Source organism: Parafrankia sp. EAN1pec, from assembly GCF_000018005.1.
GTDB classification, from domain to species: domain Bacteria; phylum Actinomycetota; class Actinomycetes; order Frankiales; family Frankiaceae; genus Parafrankia; species Parafrankia soli.
The window spans coordinates 6,374,588-6,391,297 of the sequence record NC_009921.1; the positions used below are offsets into that span (position 1 = coordinate 6,374,588).

General features: G+C 73.9%; 11 protein-coding genes. 3 read left to right on the forward strand and 8 right to left on the reverse strand.

What is annotated here, in order from left to right:
* Positions 1-131: 131 nt before the first annotated feature.
* Positions 132-1,583 (reverse strand): polysaccharide biosynthesis protein, encoded by a 1,452-nt coding sequence (locus FRANEAN1_RS26095; protein WP_020462766.1) that lies wholly within the window; start codon positions 1,581-1,583, stop codon positions 132-134.
* Between the two features lie 241 nt (positions 1,584-1,824).
* Here FRANEAN1_RS26095 and FRANEAN1_RS26100 point away from each other — a divergent pair, with 241 nt between their 5' ends.
* Positions 1,825-3,522, forward strand: coding sequence for a glycosyltransferase family 4 protein (locus FRANEAN1_RS26100; protein WP_020462767.1), 1,698 nt, complete (start codon positions 1,825-1,827; stop codon positions 3,520-3,522).
* Here FRANEAN1_RS26100 and FRANEAN1_RS26105 read toward each other — a convergent pair.
* A complete protein-coding gene (locus FRANEAN1_RS26105; protein WP_347176761.1) occupies positions 3,502-7,653 on the reverse strand; it encodes an alpha-(1->3)-arabinofuranosyltransferase in 4,152 nt (1,383 codons plus the stop codon). The two genes, FRANEAN1_RS26100 and FRANEAN1_RS26105, sit on opposite strands and share 21 nt — an antisense overlap.
* 109 nt (positions 7,654-7,762) lie before the next feature.
* Positions 7,763-8,905 (reverse strand): dolichyl-phosphate beta-glucosyltransferase, encoded by a 1,143-nt coding sequence (locus tag FRANEAN1_RS26110; protein ID WP_020462769.1) that lies wholly within the window; start codon positions 8,903-8,905, stop codon positions 7,763-7,765.
* A gap of 782 nt (positions 8,906-9,687) precedes the next feature.
* Between FRANEAN1_RS26110 and FRANEAN1_RS26115 the strand changes: the two genes are divergently transcribed.
* Complete coding sequence (locus tag FRANEAN1_RS26115) at positions 9,688-10,107, forward strand: hypothetical protein (protein ID WP_157472805.1); 420 nt, start codon at positions 9,688-9,690, stop codon at positions 10,105-10,107.
* On the opposite strand, the gene FRANEAN1_RS26120 is transcribed toward FRANEAN1_RS26115, so the two are convergent.
* From FRANEAN1_RS26120 to FRANEAN1_RS26130, 3 genes are all read right to left on the reverse strand, one after another.
* Entirely contained in the window at positions 10,053-10,538 is a 486-nt protein-coding gene (locus FRANEAN1_RS26120) for a ribose-5-phosphate isomerase (RefSeq protein WP_020462770.1), read from the reverse strand. The two genes, FRANEAN1_RS26115 and FRANEAN1_RS26120, sit on opposite strands and share 55 nt — an antisense overlap.
* Positions 10,539-10,599: 61 nt before the next feature.
* On the reverse strand, positions 10,600-11,334 hold the full coding sequence (locus tag FRANEAN1_RS26125; RefSeq protein WP_041254818.1) for a DsbA family protein: 735 nt from the start codon (positions 11,332-11,334) through the stop codon (positions 10,600-10,602).
* Between the two features lie 80 nt (positions 11,335-11,414).
* Positions 11,415-12,809 (reverse strand): AI-2E family transporter, encoded by a 1,395-nt coding sequence (locus FRANEAN1_RS26130; RefSeq protein ID WP_020462772.1) that lies wholly within the window; start codon positions 12,807-12,809, stop codon positions 11,415-11,417.
* A gap of 393 nt (positions 12,810-13,202) precedes the next feature.
* Here FRANEAN1_RS26130 and pepN point away from each other — a divergent pair, with 393 nt between their 5' ends.
* Positions 13,203-15,758 (forward strand): aminopeptidase N, encoded by a 2,556-nt coding sequence (gene pepN / locus FRANEAN1_RS26135; RefSeq protein WP_020462773.1) that lies wholly within the window; start codon positions 13,203-13,205, stop codon positions 15,756-15,758.
* 67 nt (positions 15,759-15,825) lie between these two features.
* Here pepN and FRANEAN1_RS26140 read toward each other — a convergent pair whose 3' ends face one another.
* A complete protein-coding gene (locus tag FRANEAN1_RS26140) occupies positions 15,826-16,221 on the reverse strand; it encodes a DUF5130 family protein (protein WP_041256542.1) in 396 nt (131 codons plus the stop codon).
* A complete protein-coding gene (locus FRANEAN1_RS26145) occupies positions 16,208-16,516 on the reverse strand; it encodes a hypothetical protein (protein WP_235014288.1) in 309 nt (102 codons plus the stop codon). Before FRANEAN1_RS26145 ends, FRANEAN1_RS26140 begins: the two co-directional genes overlap by 14 nt.
* Positions 16,517-16,710 lie beyond the last annotated feature (194 nt).

A 16,710-nucleotide genomic window follows, 5' to 3' on the forward strand; every position in this document is an offset into this window, starting at 1 on the left:
TCCGGCCCGCCGTCCGGCGGGCTGCTTCGGGCCTTGGTGGGAACGTTCGCCGGGCACGGACGCCCGGCACGGGTGGGCGCTGGCTGCCGGCGACGCGGCGGGCGGTGCGGCGAGCGGTGCGCTGTCAGGTGTCACCAGACGCCGACGGGCTGTGCCTCCCCGCCGGGAGGATGCTGACCCGGAGGGACCGTACCCGCCTGGCCGGTGGCGGCGACCGGCGCCGCGGCGGCCCGCGCGTCGGCGCGGTGCAGGCCGTGTACCAGGGCCCCGAGGAGCAGCGCCGTCATGGCATGGCAGGCGAGCCCGGCCAGCGAGGTCCGCATCGGGTCCCCGCCGGCGAGGCCCAGCGCCGCCGCCGTGACGACGGCACACACCGTCAGGGCCGCGACGACCTGCCGCTGGGCCGCGCCGAGCAGGTAGGTGGTGAACATCAGCGTCACGGCCAGGCAGGTCATGCCGAGCGCGAGCACGGACAGTGAGGAGGCCGCGCCCGCGAGGTCGGGTCCGAAGACCATCGACAGCAGCGGCCTGGCGGCCACCGAACCGAGGGCGGCGAGCAGCAGCCCCGGGGTGACGACGAACGCGAGCGCCACCGCCAGCACCGGGGCCGTGCCGTGCCCGGCGGCCCGCCTGCGCGCCGCCTCGGGCAGCAGGAAGTTCGCCACCGCCAGGCCGATGAACACCGGGATCTTGCACGCCGTCGAGATCGCCGCGTAGGCGCCGGCCCCGTCGTGGTCCAGCCAGCCGACGATCACGACGTCCATGTTCTGCAGCAGCGCGAGCGGGACGAGCGCGCCGAGCGCGACCCAGGTGTCGGCCAACAGCCCGCTGCGGCCGGACCGTGTCGGCCCGGGGATGAGCAGCGGGCCGGTGGCGGTCAGCGGGCGAGGCCCGGACGCAGCCGTGTCCGGTGCTCCGGTGGAGGGTGGTGCCGCCGCGTGGGGCTTCGCGGCCCTCGCCGGGCGCGGGACCTTCGCGACCCCCAGCCGGGCGTGCTCGGCGCCGAGCGCGATGCCCAGCACCAGCCCGAGCCCCGCGCCGTTGACCCCCAGGCCCGCGCCGACGAAGGCGACGATCAGCCCGATCCGCAGCGCCGCCTCGACCACGAAGTTGACCGCCAGGCGCGGATAGGCCCCCCGGGCCTGGAGCACCCCGCGCTCGACGCACAGCAGCGTCCACACCGCCGCGCCGATCACGGCCTCGGCGACGGCCAGCGGGTGGGCGTAGGAGAGCAGGGCCGCGGCCGGCCGGCACAGCAGCACGGCGGCGGCCGACGCGGCGACCACGCCGATGCCACAGACACCACGCAGGCGCCTGATCCAGGCCCGCTGGGCACGCCGGCTGTCGCCGTCATCGGCGGTCTCCCGCTGCACGACGGCGATGAGCAGCGCGTTGCCGACCACCGAGAGGATCATGAAAATGCTGACCTGGACGACCACCGCGCCATACCGGGCCGGGTCGAGCACCCGCGCGAGCACCAGGTTCATGAACAGGTTGAGGCCGTTCACGAGGACACCCGCGACCGCCAGCGCCGCCGGGCCGGCCAACATCCCGGCGATCATCGCCCGGGAGCGCGTCGCCATCTGCCTCTTCCTGGGTCCGTGTTCCTGGGTCCGTGCGTTCCTGTCGCGGCCGGTGCTCCGCGCTGGTTGGTACTCCGCGCCGGTCGAGGCGGGCCACCGGCTGGCGGGCGGAATTGCCGGTAATCGTACGACCACACACAACGGGCCGTCGCGGGCGGCGGTCCCGTAGCGCCCCCCGAAGGTGGGGGGCTGCCGGCCAGTAGGTTTGCGCCGCGAGACCTCCAGCGATGGGAGACATCCGGTGACCACAGCCGCGCCCCGGCCCGTTCACGCCCTCACCGGGCGTCACCTGGTCTTCCTCAACTGGCGCGACAACGCCCATCCGCAGGCCGGCGGGGCGGAGCTGTTCTGCCACTCGGTCGCGGAGCGGTTCGCCGCTGCCGGCGTCCGCGTCACCCTGCTCACCTCCCGCCCGCCGGGCGCCGCCGCCGCGACCACGGACGGCGGGGTCGCCGTGCGCCGCGGCGGGGGCACCTTCGGGGTGTACCCGTCGGTGCTCGCCCGGCTGGCGCGGATGGTCCGCTCCGGGGAGCGGGTCGACGCCGTCGTCGACTGCCAGAACGGCATCCCGTTCTTCAGCCCGCTCGTGCTGCCGAGCCGGATTCCGGTGGTGCAGGTGCTGCACCACGTCCACCAGAAGCAGTTCCCGCTGTACTTCCCGCGGCCGGTGGCGCGGATCGGCCAGCTACTCGAGACCCCGGGCAGCCGGTGGGTCTACGGCCGCCGGCCGGTGGCCGTGGTCTCGCCGTCCACCAGGGACGAGGCCCGTGGGGTGCTGGCGCTGCCCGGGGCCCGGTTCCTCGTCCCGAACGGCGTCACCATCGCCGGCGGTGATGGTGACGCCGGCGGCGATGCCGTCGCCTCCGGCGGCGCGGGCGGGACGGACGGCCCGTTCGGTGCCGATGGCGCCATCGGGGCGAGGGCGGCGGCGCCCACGATCGTGTGTGTGGGCCGGCTCGTCCCGCACAAGCGCCTGCACCTGCTGATCGAGGCGCTGCCCGTGCTGGTCGGGCGGCACCCGGGCCTCAGCCTGCACCTCGTCGGCGACGGGCCGGACCGCCGCCGCCTCGCCGACACCGCCGCCCGGTTGATGCTCACACAGGGCGACGGCTCGTCGGACGCGACCGTGCGCTGGCACGGATTCGCGGCTCCCGAGGTCCGCGACGCCGTGCTGGCGTCGGCCTGGCTGACGGTGAACCCCTCCCACGGCGAAGGATGGGGCCTGTCGGTACTCGAGGCGAACGGGATGGGGGTACCGGCGGTCGCGTTCCGGGTCCCGGGACTGCGCGACTCCGTCCGCGACGGGGTGACCGGCTGGCTGGTGGACGAGCCCGGGCAGCTCTCCGACGCGGTCGACCGCGCGTTGACCCTGCTCGCCGACCCGGCGCGGGCCGGGGAGATCCGCGCGGCCGCGCGGGCGTGGGCCGGCGGCTTCAGCTGGGACACCAGCGCCGATCTGCTGGCCGCCGTCATCGGCTCCGAGCTCGACCGGCTCGCCGGGGCCGGCGCGGGCGGCCGCTCGGCCGTGGGCCCGGGCGAGCCTCCGGCCCGGCACGCGCCAGCACGCCCACTCGCCACCCGCCCGCCGCGGGACCGGCGGCGCCGCGACGACCAGGCGACCTGGGTCGAGTTCGATCTGGCGCCGGGTGCGGAGGTTCCCGTGCTGCGCCGGACCGATCTGGTCTTCGAGGTCGCCCCGGAATCCGGTGCGGCCGGCCCGGAGCCGGGGCTGCCGGGCCCGGGGCGCCGGTTCGTCGCGCTGTTCTACGGGGCCGACAGCACCGGGGCCCGCACCGCGCTGGCCCGTCGCGGGCTGCGGCCGGCGCAGCGGCCCCGCGCGGCCACCGGCGAGGACCTGCTCCTCGCCGCCACGCACGCCGGCCCGAACCACGCCAGCGCCAGCGCCAGCGGCGTACGGCTACGGGACATGGCCGGCTGAGCCGTCCGAGGCTGGTCCGGGTGATGCGGGCCGGGCCGGCTCGGCACGGCGCAGCGCGAGTGCGGCGACCGTCGCGGCGAACGCCAGCGATCCGAGGGTCTGGGCCTGCCAGCCGAACGCGCCCTCGCCCGAGAACGGAATGCTGTCGGGGCTGACCGCGACGGCGATGCCGGAGCCGACCATGCCAGCCACCGCCAGCACGCCGAGCACCACCGGGAACCGCCGGCCGACGAGGACCAGGACCGGTACCGCGAGCGCCAGCCAGCCCGCTATCAGGAACACCGCGGCTGTCGCCAGCGCCATCCCCGCCCAGGCGCCCGGAACGCGGGTGAGCAGCCCGATCAGCGGGACGCGCCCCGGCTCGAGGCCCAGAGGGTACCCGTCGGGGTCGGAGCGGCGCCGGAGCCGGTGCCGGCCCGGGACGGCCGCCAGGACGATCAGGAGAACGACCAGGGCGAGCCCGATGATCAGGTTGCGCCGGTACTCCTGGCCGGGAAGGTTCTCGATCACGATCGTGCCGGCGGCCCCCGCCGGCACGATCCAGCCCTGCGCCCAGCCGTCGAGCCGGACCGCCGTGAGCGGCTTCCCGTCCAGGGTCGCCGTCCAGGACGCGTTCGCGTTCTCCCGCACCGACACGAAGGATCTGGCGCCGGCACCGATCTCGATCGTCCGCCGCTCGGCGCCCCACTCCCCGATCCGGGTCGTCCGTGGCTTCTCCGTGCTGGTCGCGGCGGTGGTGCCGACCAGGCTGAGCGAGTCGACGAGCATCGTCGACTGGCCGAGGTCGACGGTGATCAGGTGCTGCCCCGGATCCAGGGTGATCTGGTGGCCCTCCGAGCACAGGCTGATGCGGAACGGCCGCGCGGTGGCGAGGTCGCTGTATTTGCCCTCGACCTGGATGTCGTGGCGGACTCCGTCGATCGTCAGGGCCGGCCCCTGGCCACATGGGATGACCAGCGGATCGTCGGAGGAGTCGACTTCGGCGCCGGCCGGCGGCGGGAGGGCGCTCGCGGTGCCGGTGAGGGTGAAGGTGAGGCGGCGGGGCACCTCGAACCGCCGGGAGAGCGTGATCTCCTCGGATCCGCCGAAGGGCTGGAGCGGGTCGACCCTGGTCCGCTCGAAGGAGTAGGCGACCAGCCCCTCGTCCGGCGCCTGGAACTCGTCGACCATGTCGGCCGGGGCCTGGGCGTACCGCTGGAACCGCACGCCGGGGATCTCGATCTCGCGCAGGCCGGCCCCGAGGACGGGGTCGGTCTCCCGGCTGACCTTGTCGAAGGTGATCCTGTACCAGCGACTCATCCCCGGGGGCACCGCCAGCCGCTGGATGTCCTCGATCGGCGAGACCTGGGTGACCGCCGACCCGCGCTCGGTGGTCACCCGCAGCGCCTCGACCTCCGGGCGCCAGTCGCCCTCCTGCAGCAGCCGGATGTCGATGTAGGGCACGGACATCTCGCGGCCGACGTCGAGCTGGATCCACTGTCCCTGGGAGGTCGCGCCCTGGCGGCGCAGCGCCGTCCAGGAGGTCGAGGTCTGCCCGTCGACGGCCGCGGACGGCGCGAAGTCAGGAGCCGCGAGCAGGTCGTAGCCGTAGGAGGAGGCCTGCACGGACATCCCGTCGGCGTAGCCGGCGACGGTCTGGTGACCGACCACCGGCCGGTCGACCCACTGGCTCGGCGGGCCGGGCCGGCCGGCGACGGTCTCGTCCGGGCCGAGCAGGTAGGACGCCGAGTCGTGCACGATGCCGAAGGTGTAGCCACGGCGGGTGTTGGTGTCGGTGACGGCCCAGGCCGTCGTGGGCGTGACGACCTGGGACGCCGGCGGAGGATCGGCGATGGGCGCCCGCGTGATCGCGGTGTCGTCGGCCGCGCCGGCCGCCGCGCCGCCGGCGGGGCGGTCCGGCTCGGCGAGGTCCCCGGCCAGCACCACGGCTCGATCGGCGCTGAGCAGCCCCTGGCCGGCGAGCTGCACGGTGGCCTCGGGGCCGCCGGAGACGACGACCCCGGTGTCGACCGGGTAGGCCTGGACCATGCTGGCTCCCCCGGGCACCGTCCAGATCTCGATCGCCGGGACCTTCTCGGCGGACTCGCTCAGGGATTCGACGAGCCGGGCCTTGGCGGCGGTGCGGGCCTGGACCTCGGGCCCGAAGGACGCCGCCCGGACCAGGCCCGAGCTCTCCAGCGAGCGGTGTAGCTGGTCCGTCGACGGCGGGATGTCCCAGTCCTTCTGCTCGATGTCGTTACGCACGAGCACCTGGCCGACCCCCGCGCGGGCCAGCGTCACCCCGAGCCCGGGGGTGGAGCCGGTGGCCATCATGTGCTCGATGCCGTCCATCAGGCGGGTCGTCCCGACACCGCCCAGCGGGATGATGTTGCGCACCCCCCAGGGGGTGCGGGCAAGCCACTGCAGCGGCTCGTCGAGGGGGCGGCCCCACTGGTACTCGCCGAACGGGGCGCCCGGCAGGACGAGGGCCCGCCCGCCCTCGGGATGGTCCGCGAGCCAGTCGGCCGCCTGGGCCCAGTAGTCCGGCACCTTCGTGAAGGGGCGGGGCTGCAGGCCCTGGCCACGCAGCATCGGCGCCATCCCGGCGACCAGCGTCCCGACCGTCACCAGGATGACCAGCACCGGGACGAGCCTGCGCCGATCATCGCCGGCGCCCTCCGCGCCGCGCCGTGCCCTGCCCGCGGGCCCGGCGTCCTCGGGCGGGCCGGCGGCGCCGGCCCGGACCGCGCCGGGACGCCACGAGAGGGCCACGCCGAGCAGGTGCGCGAGGCCCAGCGTCAGCGGCAGCCGGACGACCGGCTGGAACTTGTAGACATTGCGCAGGAACCCGAACGGCTCGGTCAGCAGCGAGCGGACGCCGTCCGCGAGCGGGCTGCCCGGCTGGCCCGGGTAGGCCGCCGCCACCGACACCACCCCGACGGCGAGCGTGACGAGCAGGAAGCGGCGGGCTGGGAGATCCCGGCGGACCAGGCCGGCGAGACCGAAGGCGGACACCACCGCCGAGGCGACGACCGCCAGCGGGGTGCTCACGTACTCCTGGGCCGCCGGCAGCCAGGGGGTCGGCAGCGAGAGGTAGGCCATCCAGTCCGCGGCGCCGCGGAGCGTCTCGCCGACCGAGGTGGTTCCCGTCGTGGTGTCGGCGGTCTCGGTGAAGGGGAGGAAGTTCAGCCCGTAGCGGCCCTGGACGGCCAGCGCGAGCATCCACCAGGCGCACGCCAGCACCACGCACACGCACCACCATGCCCGCAGTGCCCAGGCCCGCCGTGTCGCGCCCGCGAACACCAGGACGACGGCCGGGCAGAGCAGCACACACAGCGTGACGGTCGCGTTGATGCCACCGGTGCACAGCACCGCCAGCCCCGACAGGGCCGCGGCGCGCCGCGGCGACAGACGCGCGGCGGCCAGCTCCCGGGCCCGCTCCCCGGTGTCGTCACGGTGGCCCGTGTCCGCCCCGCCGGCGCCGTCGGGGCGCAGCGCGAGGATCAGCGGCAGGGTGATCCAGGGCAGCATCGCCGCCCCGACCATCGCGACGGACGTCGCGCCGACCTTGCCGAGGAACATGGGCGACAGGGCGTAGCTCAGGCCGGCCAGGAACCGGGCGCTCGGCCGACCGATCCCGAGCGCCTCGGCGAGGCGGACCGTGCCCCAGGCGGCGGTGGTGAGCAGCACCGCCATCCACAGCCGCTGGGTGATCCACGGCGGCACGCCGAGCAGGTTCCCCAGCCCGAAGAAGGGGCCCATCGGGAACAGGTAGCCGGCGTACTGGTTCGGCAGGAAGCCGAAGTCGGACGTCGAGTTCCACAGGTGCGTGGCCGCCGACATGAACCGCCACGGCTCGAGCGGGACGTCGAGCTTGGTGTCGGCCGTCAGCTTCCCCGGTGCCTGGAGGAGGAACAGCAGGACGAAGCCGGCGAACATCGCCAGCAGCGGCCGGCGGGAGGCCCGGCCGGGCGCCGCGCGGGGGCGGTCGGACCGTGACCGGCCCGCCCCGCGGAGGCCGCGGGCAGGGGCTCCCGCGGACGTGTGATCGGCGGCCGGGTCGGTCGGACCCGGGCGGACGGCGTGTCCGGCCGGCGAGGAGGAGATGGGAGGCTCCAGGCGGTAGTCGGGATTGGCCCGACCTTCATACAACCTCGCACCGACAGGGCTGGGGACCGGTGCGGCCGGCGGGAGCCGGTGACGCCCGGGCGGCGGCCGGTTCCCGCGGCGGGCGCGGCCGGGCCCGGGCAGGCTCCGCTGGTCACGGTGCGGGCGCGGGACCGGGGATCTCACCGCGGGAGGGCGACGGGGTGAACCGCCCGGTCCCGTGCGCCACGCTCACGGCTGGAACCGCGGGAGCGGGACGCGGCGTGGGGCGGGGCACCGCGGGGGGCCGCGCGGGGGCGGCGGGCAGCGCGGGAGTCATGGGCAGTGCGGGAACGGCCGCGGGCCGGGCGGGAGCGGCGGCGGTCGTGGGCCGGGCGGCGGGCACCGGCCGGGCCGGTGTGCCGGGCCGGGTACGGGCCGTCGGCCGGGCCGGTGTGCCGGGCCGGGTGGGGGCCGCGGGCACCGGCAGCTGGCCGGGCGGGGCACCCTGCGGTTCCCCCGCACCGCGCGGCGTGGCCGGCCGGCCGAGCAGCTCGGACGCGTCCACGACACCGAGCTCGCCCAGCCGCTGGCGACGGCTGACCGGCGGGAGCCCGACCCGGCTGAGATAGCGGCGGGCCCGGACGACGTCGACGAGCATCGCGGGGGTGTGCCGGGTGATCCGGAAGGTGCCGCCGGGCGTCTCCTCCCAGCGCACGGGTACCTCGGCGATGCGATAGCCAACCGAGCGCGCGATCGAGAGCACCTCGACGTCGAATCCGAAGCCGGTGGAGCGCGCGAGACTGAAAAGAATCTTGGCTTCCGCGTGCCGAAACGCCTTGAAGCCACACTGCGTGTCAGCGACGTCCAGCGCCGCGAGTGAACGCGTAATCTGATTGAAAGCCCAGCTACCGGCCCTGCGGCCGCTTGTCCGGGTGGCTCCGTCGCCGATTCGCCGCGAGCCCAGCGCCACCTCGGCGTGCTCGAGCGCGGCGAGCAGCAACGGCAGGTCGTTCACGTCGGAGGCCCCGTCGGCGTCCATGAAGACGATCGACCGGCCATGCGCGGCCGACACGCCCGCCCTTACCGCGGTGCCCTTTCCGCAGTTCCACGGCAGGCGTACCACACGGTGGTTCGGAAAGCCCTCGAGCAGGTCCTCGGCGACCCCGGCGGTGCCATCGGTGCTGCCGTCGTCGACGACGATCACCTCAGCCCTGGGGATCTTGCCCACGACAGCCAGCAGCCGCGGCAGGGACGCCGGAAGACGAAGTGCCTCGTTGTAAGCGGGAATGACCACGCTCACAGGCACAAGGTCCATTACTCACCCCTCGGCTGTGACGACAGGAGCGATGACCGGACCCTCACCGGATGGAGTCTGTCCGTGGCGACCAGTCTGAATCGCCGAGTTTCGGGGGAGTTGCGTGCTCTGTCAACTTCCTCCCGTCTTAGCGACGTCTGTACGCCAGAGGGCGACAGATCCGCTCGCTTACCGGCCATACCCGCGCAACGATCGCCGCAGATCGGCGCTCAGCATACGGAATGGCCTGAAGATCGACGCTGCTGGGCAGACGGGGTTCTTCATGGTCAGCAGCAACACCGGGAACATTGTACGCAACGGCACCAAGGTGCTACTCATCGTTCACATCTACCTCCCGAGAAGCCCCGGATCGTCACATGTGTACCTGGACCCGGAAACAGCACGAAACTTCGGGACCTGACGGCGACGTCGGTGTTGACGGTCGCACGAACCACGGCGGGGATGTCCGGCGGGTGGCCCCGGCGGCACCCCGCGACGGGGCCACCCGCCGCCCCGGGGCCCGGTACGACCCGGTTCTCGACCACCCCGCGAACATGGGGCCACCAGGAGATTTCCCAGGGGGAACAGCCCCCTGGCCACGGGGCGCCGGCACCGGGAGATGTGGGTGGTCACTACGTCCGCGGAATACCACCATCGTGCGTTCCGCCGGCCGTCCGGCGCGGGGATGCGCGCATCCGCGCACGCACGCGGGCACCATACGGTTCGAGGCCTTTCCGGCGGCCCGCACGCGCCCGACGTACCGCGGCCGCCGGCCACCGCGCACGGACCTGACGGGAGGCGGCATGCCACGTGACGACCAACACCGCGCCGACGCGATGCTGCGCGGCCTGGTGGGCGCCGGGCGCTCCCGGCTGAGCCTCAGCGCCGCGATGCGCGCGCGGGACGTCTCCCGCCCCACCGAGGCGGACCTGGCCTGGGCGGAGCAGGCGGTCGTGCTGCGCCACGCCCACCCCGCACCCGCGGGGCCCGGCGGCGCCGCGGATCCGGCGGCAGGCCGCGCCGCCACGCGCTCCGCCGACAGTCCCGGCCCGTCGAGCCCGTCAGGCCCGTCAGGCCCGTCAGCGAACCCGTCGGACCCGTCAGCGGGCCGAGGGCGCGCCGGACGGCCGCGGCGGGCCGGTGGGGCCCGGCGCGGGCCGAACGGCGCTCAGGACGCCGGCGAGGAGGGGGACGGCTCGGGGATCTCCCCGGAACGCTCGTAGGCGGAGATCATCCGCAGTCGGCGGAGGTGACGCTGCTCTCCGCTGAACGGCGTCGCGAGGAAGATCTCGACCAGCTCCACCGCCTCGGGCAGCGAGTGCATGCGGGCGCCCACGCTGATCACGTTGGCGTCGTTGTGCTGACGGGCGAGGGTCGCCGTCTGTTCGCTCCAGACCAGGGCCGCACGCACCCCGTCGACCTTGTTCGCGGCGATGACCTCGCCGTTCCCCGAGCCGCCGATCACGATCCCCAGGCTGTCGGGTTCCGCCGCGGCGGCGGCCGCGGCGGCCATGACGAACGGCGGGTAGTCGTCGTCGGGGTCGTACTCGACAGGCCCGTGGTCGACGGGGGCGTGGCCGAGCTCCGCGAGGCGCGCGACGAGAGCCTTCTTCAGGTGGAACCCGGCGTGATCAGAACCCAGATGGACGCGCATGATGCGCCATCATGCCCGGTCACCGCGCACCGCCGCGCGGGGGTGACCAACCCCTCGCGGATCAGTCGAAGATCGGACCCTGCTCACGGCTGCGCTTGAGCTCGTAGAAGCCAGGTGTCTCCGAGACCAGGAGGACGCCGTCCCACAGCCGACCGGCGGCCTCGCCGCGCGGGGTCGGAGTGACCACCGGGCCGAAGAACGCGTTGTCCCCGATCGCGATGACGGGCGTCCCGACGTCCATGCCGACCCGGCCGATGCCGTCGGAGTGGCTGGCCCGCAGCCGCTCATCCCACTCCGTGGAGTGCGCGGCCGCCGCCAGCGCCGGGTCGAGGCCCACCTCCTCCAGCGCGGCGACGAAGGTCTCCTCCGTCAGCTCGGCCTTCTCCAGGTGACGGCGGCGGCCCAGCGCCGTGTAGAGCGGGAGGAGGATCTCCTCCCCCGCGGTCGCGGCGGCGGCGATGCAGATGCGCACCGGCCCCCACGCCTGCTTCATCAGCTCCTGGTACTGCTCGGGCATGTCCCGGCCGTCGTTGAGGATCGCCAGGCTCATGACATGCCACCTGGTCCGGACGGGCCGGACCTTCTCGACCTCCAGCATCCAGCGCGAGGTCAGCCACGCCCAGGGGCACAGCGGGTCGAACCAGAAGTCCGCGTCGACGACCGCCGGCACCGCGGTGGGCAGTGCCTCGACGTTGCCCACCGCGGTGCCGGCGGCATCCACGGATCCGGCCCGGTCGGCGGGTGCGGCGGGCCCGTCGGCGACAGGATCTACCGAGGCGGCGACGTCGGCTGACATGGCGGCTCCAAAGGTGGCGTACGGAACAGGACGGGGTCCGGCCCGATGGCTCGGAAGGGCCATCGGGCCTCGTTCCCACGTCAACCATCCGCGGGCTGCGGATCCTTCCCGGCCGAGGCCAGGTATGTCGCCACCCGGTTGACCACCGCGACGAAGGGCACCGCCGCGATCGCCCCCGGGATCCCGGCGAGCACGCCACCCGCGGACAGCGCGATGACGATGGCCAGCGGATGCAGCCGGACCGCCCGGCGCATCACCAGCGGCTGCAGCAGGTGGCCCTCGACCTGCTGCACCGCGATCACGACGCCCAGGATGATCAGCGCGTCGGGCACGCCGTTCGACACGAGCGCGACCAGCACGGCGGCAATGCCGGCGACGGTCGCGCCGACGATCGGGATGAAGCCGCCGAAGAACGTCAGCAGCGCCAGCGGCGCGACGAGCGGGGCGCCGACGGCGACCAACCCGATCGTGATGCCGACCGCGTCCACCGCGGCGACGAACACCGTGCCCCGGATGTAACCGGTGAGGGTGAGCCAGGCCTCCCGACCCGCGCCGCGAACCCGGTCCTCGGCCCCGCTGGGGAACCGGGTGACGATCCAGCTCCAGATCCGCTCGCCGTCGTAGAGGAAGAAGAAGGTCGAGAACAGTGCGACCAGAATGCTGGTCAGCACCTCCGCGGCGACCGACGCCGTCGACAGCACGCCGGAGACCACCCGGCCGCGGTTGCTCGTGATGCTGCTGCGGATGTCGTCGACCAGGTTGTCGATCTGGCCCTGGGAAAGGTGGAACGGCCCGTCCGTCAGGTAGTCCCGGACCTGGTCCACGCCCTCGCTGACCTGGTCGGCCACCGCGGGGATCTCGTTGGCGGCGTTGAAGCCCACCGCGACGCCGGCCCCGACGACGAGCAGCAGGAAGATCAGCAGGGCCGCGAACGCCGCGCCGAGCCTGGGCACGCCCATCCGCTGGAACCGGTGCGCGATCGGGTGGATGAGAGCCGCGATGAGCAGGCCGGCGATGACCGGGATCACGACGATCCGCACCCGTCCCACGATCATGGCCAGCACGTAGACGGCCGTCCCGATGATGAGCAGACGCCAGGACCACGCGGAGGCGACGCGGAGGGACACCGGCACGTGCTGCTCGGCGCGGCGCGCCGTCGAGCCCTGCGCGGCGCCAGCGGCGGCGCCGCCCGCTCCGCCCGCTCCGGCCGCTCCGGCCCGGCGTGGCTCCTGCTCGGGCGGGCCGGCACCGGCCCCCGAGCGGGCGAGGCGCAGCCGGCGTGGGATGCGCTGGCGCGGGCCGGCCGGAGCGGGCCGGCCGTCGGGACCCGGGCCCCCGGCGGAACCCGCGGAGCCTGGTGTGGCCGGGCCCGCCGAGCCTGGTGTGGCGGAGCCGGCGGCCCCGGAGTCGGCCGCGGCGTCCGCGGCCGCCCTCCTCGGGCCACGCCGGACCGGGACCCGGCCCAGTCCCGCCACCCGCCGCACCGCTGCCCCCTACGTCCGGTGTCTGAAGGTTTCGTCCTTCGGGACATCCAACCCGATGGTCGGTGCAAGCTTCCACCAAGGGTGAGAACAACGCACTCAGCACACGTCCGAACAGCGCGATCCCGTGGCCGGACCAGGCCGGAGGTGCCAGGACAGGACGGGCGCGGCGGGCCCCGCCGGGCCGGAAGCGGACGGGTCGGCGTGCGGCCCGGACGTCGCCGGACCCGCGTCCGGGCATGGGAGACTGGTCACCGAGGTCAACGTCATGGCCGCATGCGACCGTGACGCGGCGCGCACGTCCAGTGGTTCGCCGGCCCAGTGGGCCGCATGCCCAGTGGCCGCGCGTCCTCGCCGACTCCGCGACGTTTCTGCGAAAGGATCCGGGTGCCTCACAACCTCACCCGCGACGAGGCGCGCGAGCGCGCCCGCCTGCTGGCCGTCTCGTCCTACGACGTCGAGCTCGACCTCACGGTCGGCGACGAGACCTTCCTGTCCAGCACCACCGCGTCGTTCACCTGCGCCGAGCCCGGCGCGTCGACCTTCGTCGAGCTGGCCGCCCCGGCGGTGCGCGAGGTCGTCCTCAACGGCCGGTCGCTGGACCCGGCGGTGGTCTTCGACGGCGGGCGGATCGCTCTGCCCGACCTGGCCGCGACGAACGAGCTCCGGGTCGTGGCCGAGTGCGCCTACTCCCGTACCGGCGAGGGCCTGCACCGCTTCGTCGACCCCGTCGACAGCGCCGTGTACCTCTACACGCAGTTCGAGACGTACGACGCGCACCGCATGTACACCTGCTTCGACCAGCCGGATCTCAAGGCCGCATTCACCCTCGCGGTGACGGCGCCCGCCGACTGGCGGATCATCTCCAACAGCGTGGTCACCGGCACCACGGCCGCTCCCGACGGCGCGACGCGGACCGCCTTCGCCCCGACCCCGGTGATGTCGACCTACATCACCGCGCTGGTCGCCGGGCCGTACCACGAGGTGCGCGACCACCACGACGGCATCGACCTCGGGGTGTACTGCCGCCGCTCGCTCGCCGAGTTCCTCGACCCGGACGAGATCCTGGAGATCACCAAGCAGGGTTTCGACTTCTACCACCGGGTCTTCGACTACCGGTACCCGTTCGGGAAGTACGACCAGTTGTTCGTGCCGGAGTTCAACGCGGGCGCGATGGAGAACGCCGGCTGCGTCACCTTCCTCGAGGAGTACGTCTTCCGGGCGAAGGTCACCGAGGCGCGCCGCGAGCGGCGGGCCGAGACGATCCTGCACGAGATGGCGCACATGTGGTTCGGCGACCTCGTGACCATGCGTTGGTGGGACGACCTGTGGCTCAACGAGTCCTTCGCCACCTACATGTCCGTGCTGGCGCAGGTGACGTCCACCCGCTTCACCAACGGCTGGACCACCTTCGCCAACGCGGAGAAGGGCTGGGCGTACCGCCAGGACCAGCTCTCCTCGACGCACCCGATCGTCGCCGACGCCCCCGACATGGACGCGGTGCGCACGAACTTCGACGGCATCACCTACGCCAAGGGCGCCTCCGTCCTCAAGCAGCTCGTCGCGTGGGTGGGCCAGGAGGAGTTCCTCGCCGGGCTGCGCAGCTACTTCCGCAAGTACGAGTACGGCAACACCTCGCTGAAGGACCTGCTCGTCGAGCTGGAGAAGGCCAGCGGGCGGGATCTGAGCCCGTGGTCGGCCGACTGGCTGGAGACCACCGGGGCGAACACGCTGCGGCCGCGGTTCCTCACCGACTCGTCGGGCCTGTTCACCTCGTTCGACGTCGTCCAGGAGCCGGCGAGCGCCCCCGCGACCGCGTCGCGGACGCTGCGCCCGCACCGGGTCGCCATCGGCCTCTACGACCGGGACACCACGGGCGCCCTCGTCCGTCGCGAGCGGGTCGAGCTGGACGTCGTCGGGGAGATCACCGAGGTCTCGAAGATCGTCGGGGCCCGCCAGCCCGACCTGATCCTGCTCAACGACGACGACCTCACCTACGCCAAGGTCCGGCTGGACGAGCGGTCGCTGCGGACCCTGATCGACTCGATCGGGACGATCTCGTCCTCACTGCCGCGCACGCTGTGCTGGGCGGCGGCCTGGGACATGACCCGCGACGCCGAGCTGGCCGCCCGCGACTACGTCCGGCTCGTGCTGTCCGGCATCGACGCCGAGGACGACATCGGCGTGGTGCAGTCGCTGGTCACCAAGGCGGCGCTGACCGTCGACAGCTACGGCGACCCGGCGAACCGCCCGGCGGCGCTGCGCGAGCTGACCACCCGGGCCGAGGAGCTCATGCGCTCCGCCGAGCCCGGCAGCGACCTGCAGCTCGTCTTCGCGACCGCCTTCGCCCAGACCGAGGAGCCCGAGCAGATCGCCCGGGTCATGGCGATCTTCGAGGGCTCCGACGTGGTGCAGGGGCTCGCCCTGGACACCGAGCTGCGCTGGGCCCTGCTCATCCAGCTCGTCGCGCGCGGGGTCTACGGCGACGCCGAGATCGGCGCGGAGCTCGCCCGGGACAACACCGCCACCGGGGAGAAGCGCGCCGCCACCGCGCGCAGCGCCCGCCCGACGGCGCAGGCCAAGGCGGACGCCTGGTCGGCGGTCATGGACTCGGACGCCCTGTCGAACCATCTGGCGGTCGCCACGATGGGCGGCTTCTGGATCTCCGACCAGCTCGAGCTGACCCGTCCGTACGTCGACCGGTTCTTCGCCGAGATCGGCGGCATCTGGGAGACCCGCTCGTTCGACACCGCTCAGACGATCACCCAGATGTTGTTCCCGTCCGGGGTCATCGAGCAGTCGACGGTGGATCTGACCGACGCCTACCTGGCGGAGCGGGACCCGGTGCCCGCGCTGCGCCGGGCACTGATGGAGGGCCGGGACGGGCTCGTGCGGGCACTCGCCGCGCGGGCAAAGGACACCGCGGGGCCGGTCGCGGGCTGACGGTCCGCCGCGCCGGGCTCTCTGCGCCCGGCGCGGCGGCCGGTGTCAGCGGCGGGAACCGTCGAGATCAGCGGCGGGACCCGTTCGGCGCGGCAGGCGCGCCGGCGGCGTCGGAGAGCTGACGCAGCCCGGTGATCACACCGCCCACCAGGTCACCGAGAGCGAAGCTGGATGTCATGGCCAGGGCCGCCAGACCGGCAGCCGAGTCGTTGATGCGCTTCTTCGCGGCCGGCGTGGTCACAACGCGGACGAACCGCTGCCCCGGGGAGACGGCGACGAGCACCGCCTCGTCGTTGCGGGGATCGGCCAGGCCGCCCAGCAGCCGCTCGGCGGCGAGCTTCAGATCGCCGTCCAGCGCACCGACGCGGACAGCGAAGCGGATGCCGGTCTGGGTCTGCGCGGACTGCCGAGCACGTTCGATCCGCTCGGTCTGCTCGTGGGTGAATGCCTCACCAGGTGCCACTGGCACCACCCGCACCCGGTACGGCGGCCCGCGAACGCTTCGCCTCGATGTCCTCCGGCTTCGCGCCGATCCAGATCTCGTCGTGCTCCCACGGCTGGCCCGGACGGTAGCGCGACGGGCGGCTCAGTCGGCTCGTCACCGCGGTGAGGAGGAACGCCAGCAGGAAGCCGCCGATGACCGTTCCACCGTAGAGCGCCCAGGCATGGACAGCTGACAGCGGGTCGGGGTCGTAGGGAGTCCCCACATCCTGCGCGGAGGCCGACACCGCGAGGAAGGGCACCGTGAACAGGGACAACGCAGCGACGGTCAGAACGCGGCGCGCGGCGACCCGCCGACCCGACCTGGAGGTCGGGTGCAGATCGCCGGCCGCGGCGGACCGCCGAGACGTACGGCGCGGACGACGTGGAATCACGTCCGGAAGGGTACCGGGAACGACCGGCACGGTCCGTGCCCAGGGGTGCGAGCTAGCTCGCCCACACTGCCGACGAG

Excerpts from the sequence above, each read along its gene's own strand:
- FRANEAN1_RS26095 (WP_020462766.1), bottom strand. The coding sequence starts at position 1,583 with ATGGCGACGCGCTCCCGGGCGATGATCGCCGGGATGTTGGCCGGCCCG.
- FRANEAN1_RS26110 (WP_020462769.1), bottom strand. The coding sequence starts at position 8,905 with ATGGACCTTGTGCCTGTGAGCGTGGTCATTCCCGCTTACAACGAGGCA.
- FRANEAN1_RS26115 (WP_157472805.1), top strand. The coding sequence starts at position 9,688 with ATGCCACGTGACGACCAACACCGCGCCGACGCGATGCTGCGCGGCCTG.
- FRANEAN1_RS26120 (WP_020462770.1), bottom strand. The coding sequence starts at position 10,538 with ATGCGCGTCCATCTGGGTTCTGATCACGCCGGGTTCCACCTGAAGAAG.
- FRANEAN1_RS26125 (WP_041254818.1), bottom strand. The coding sequence starts at position 11,334 with ATGTCAGCCGACGTCGCCGCCTCGGTAGATCCTGTCGCCGACGGGCCC.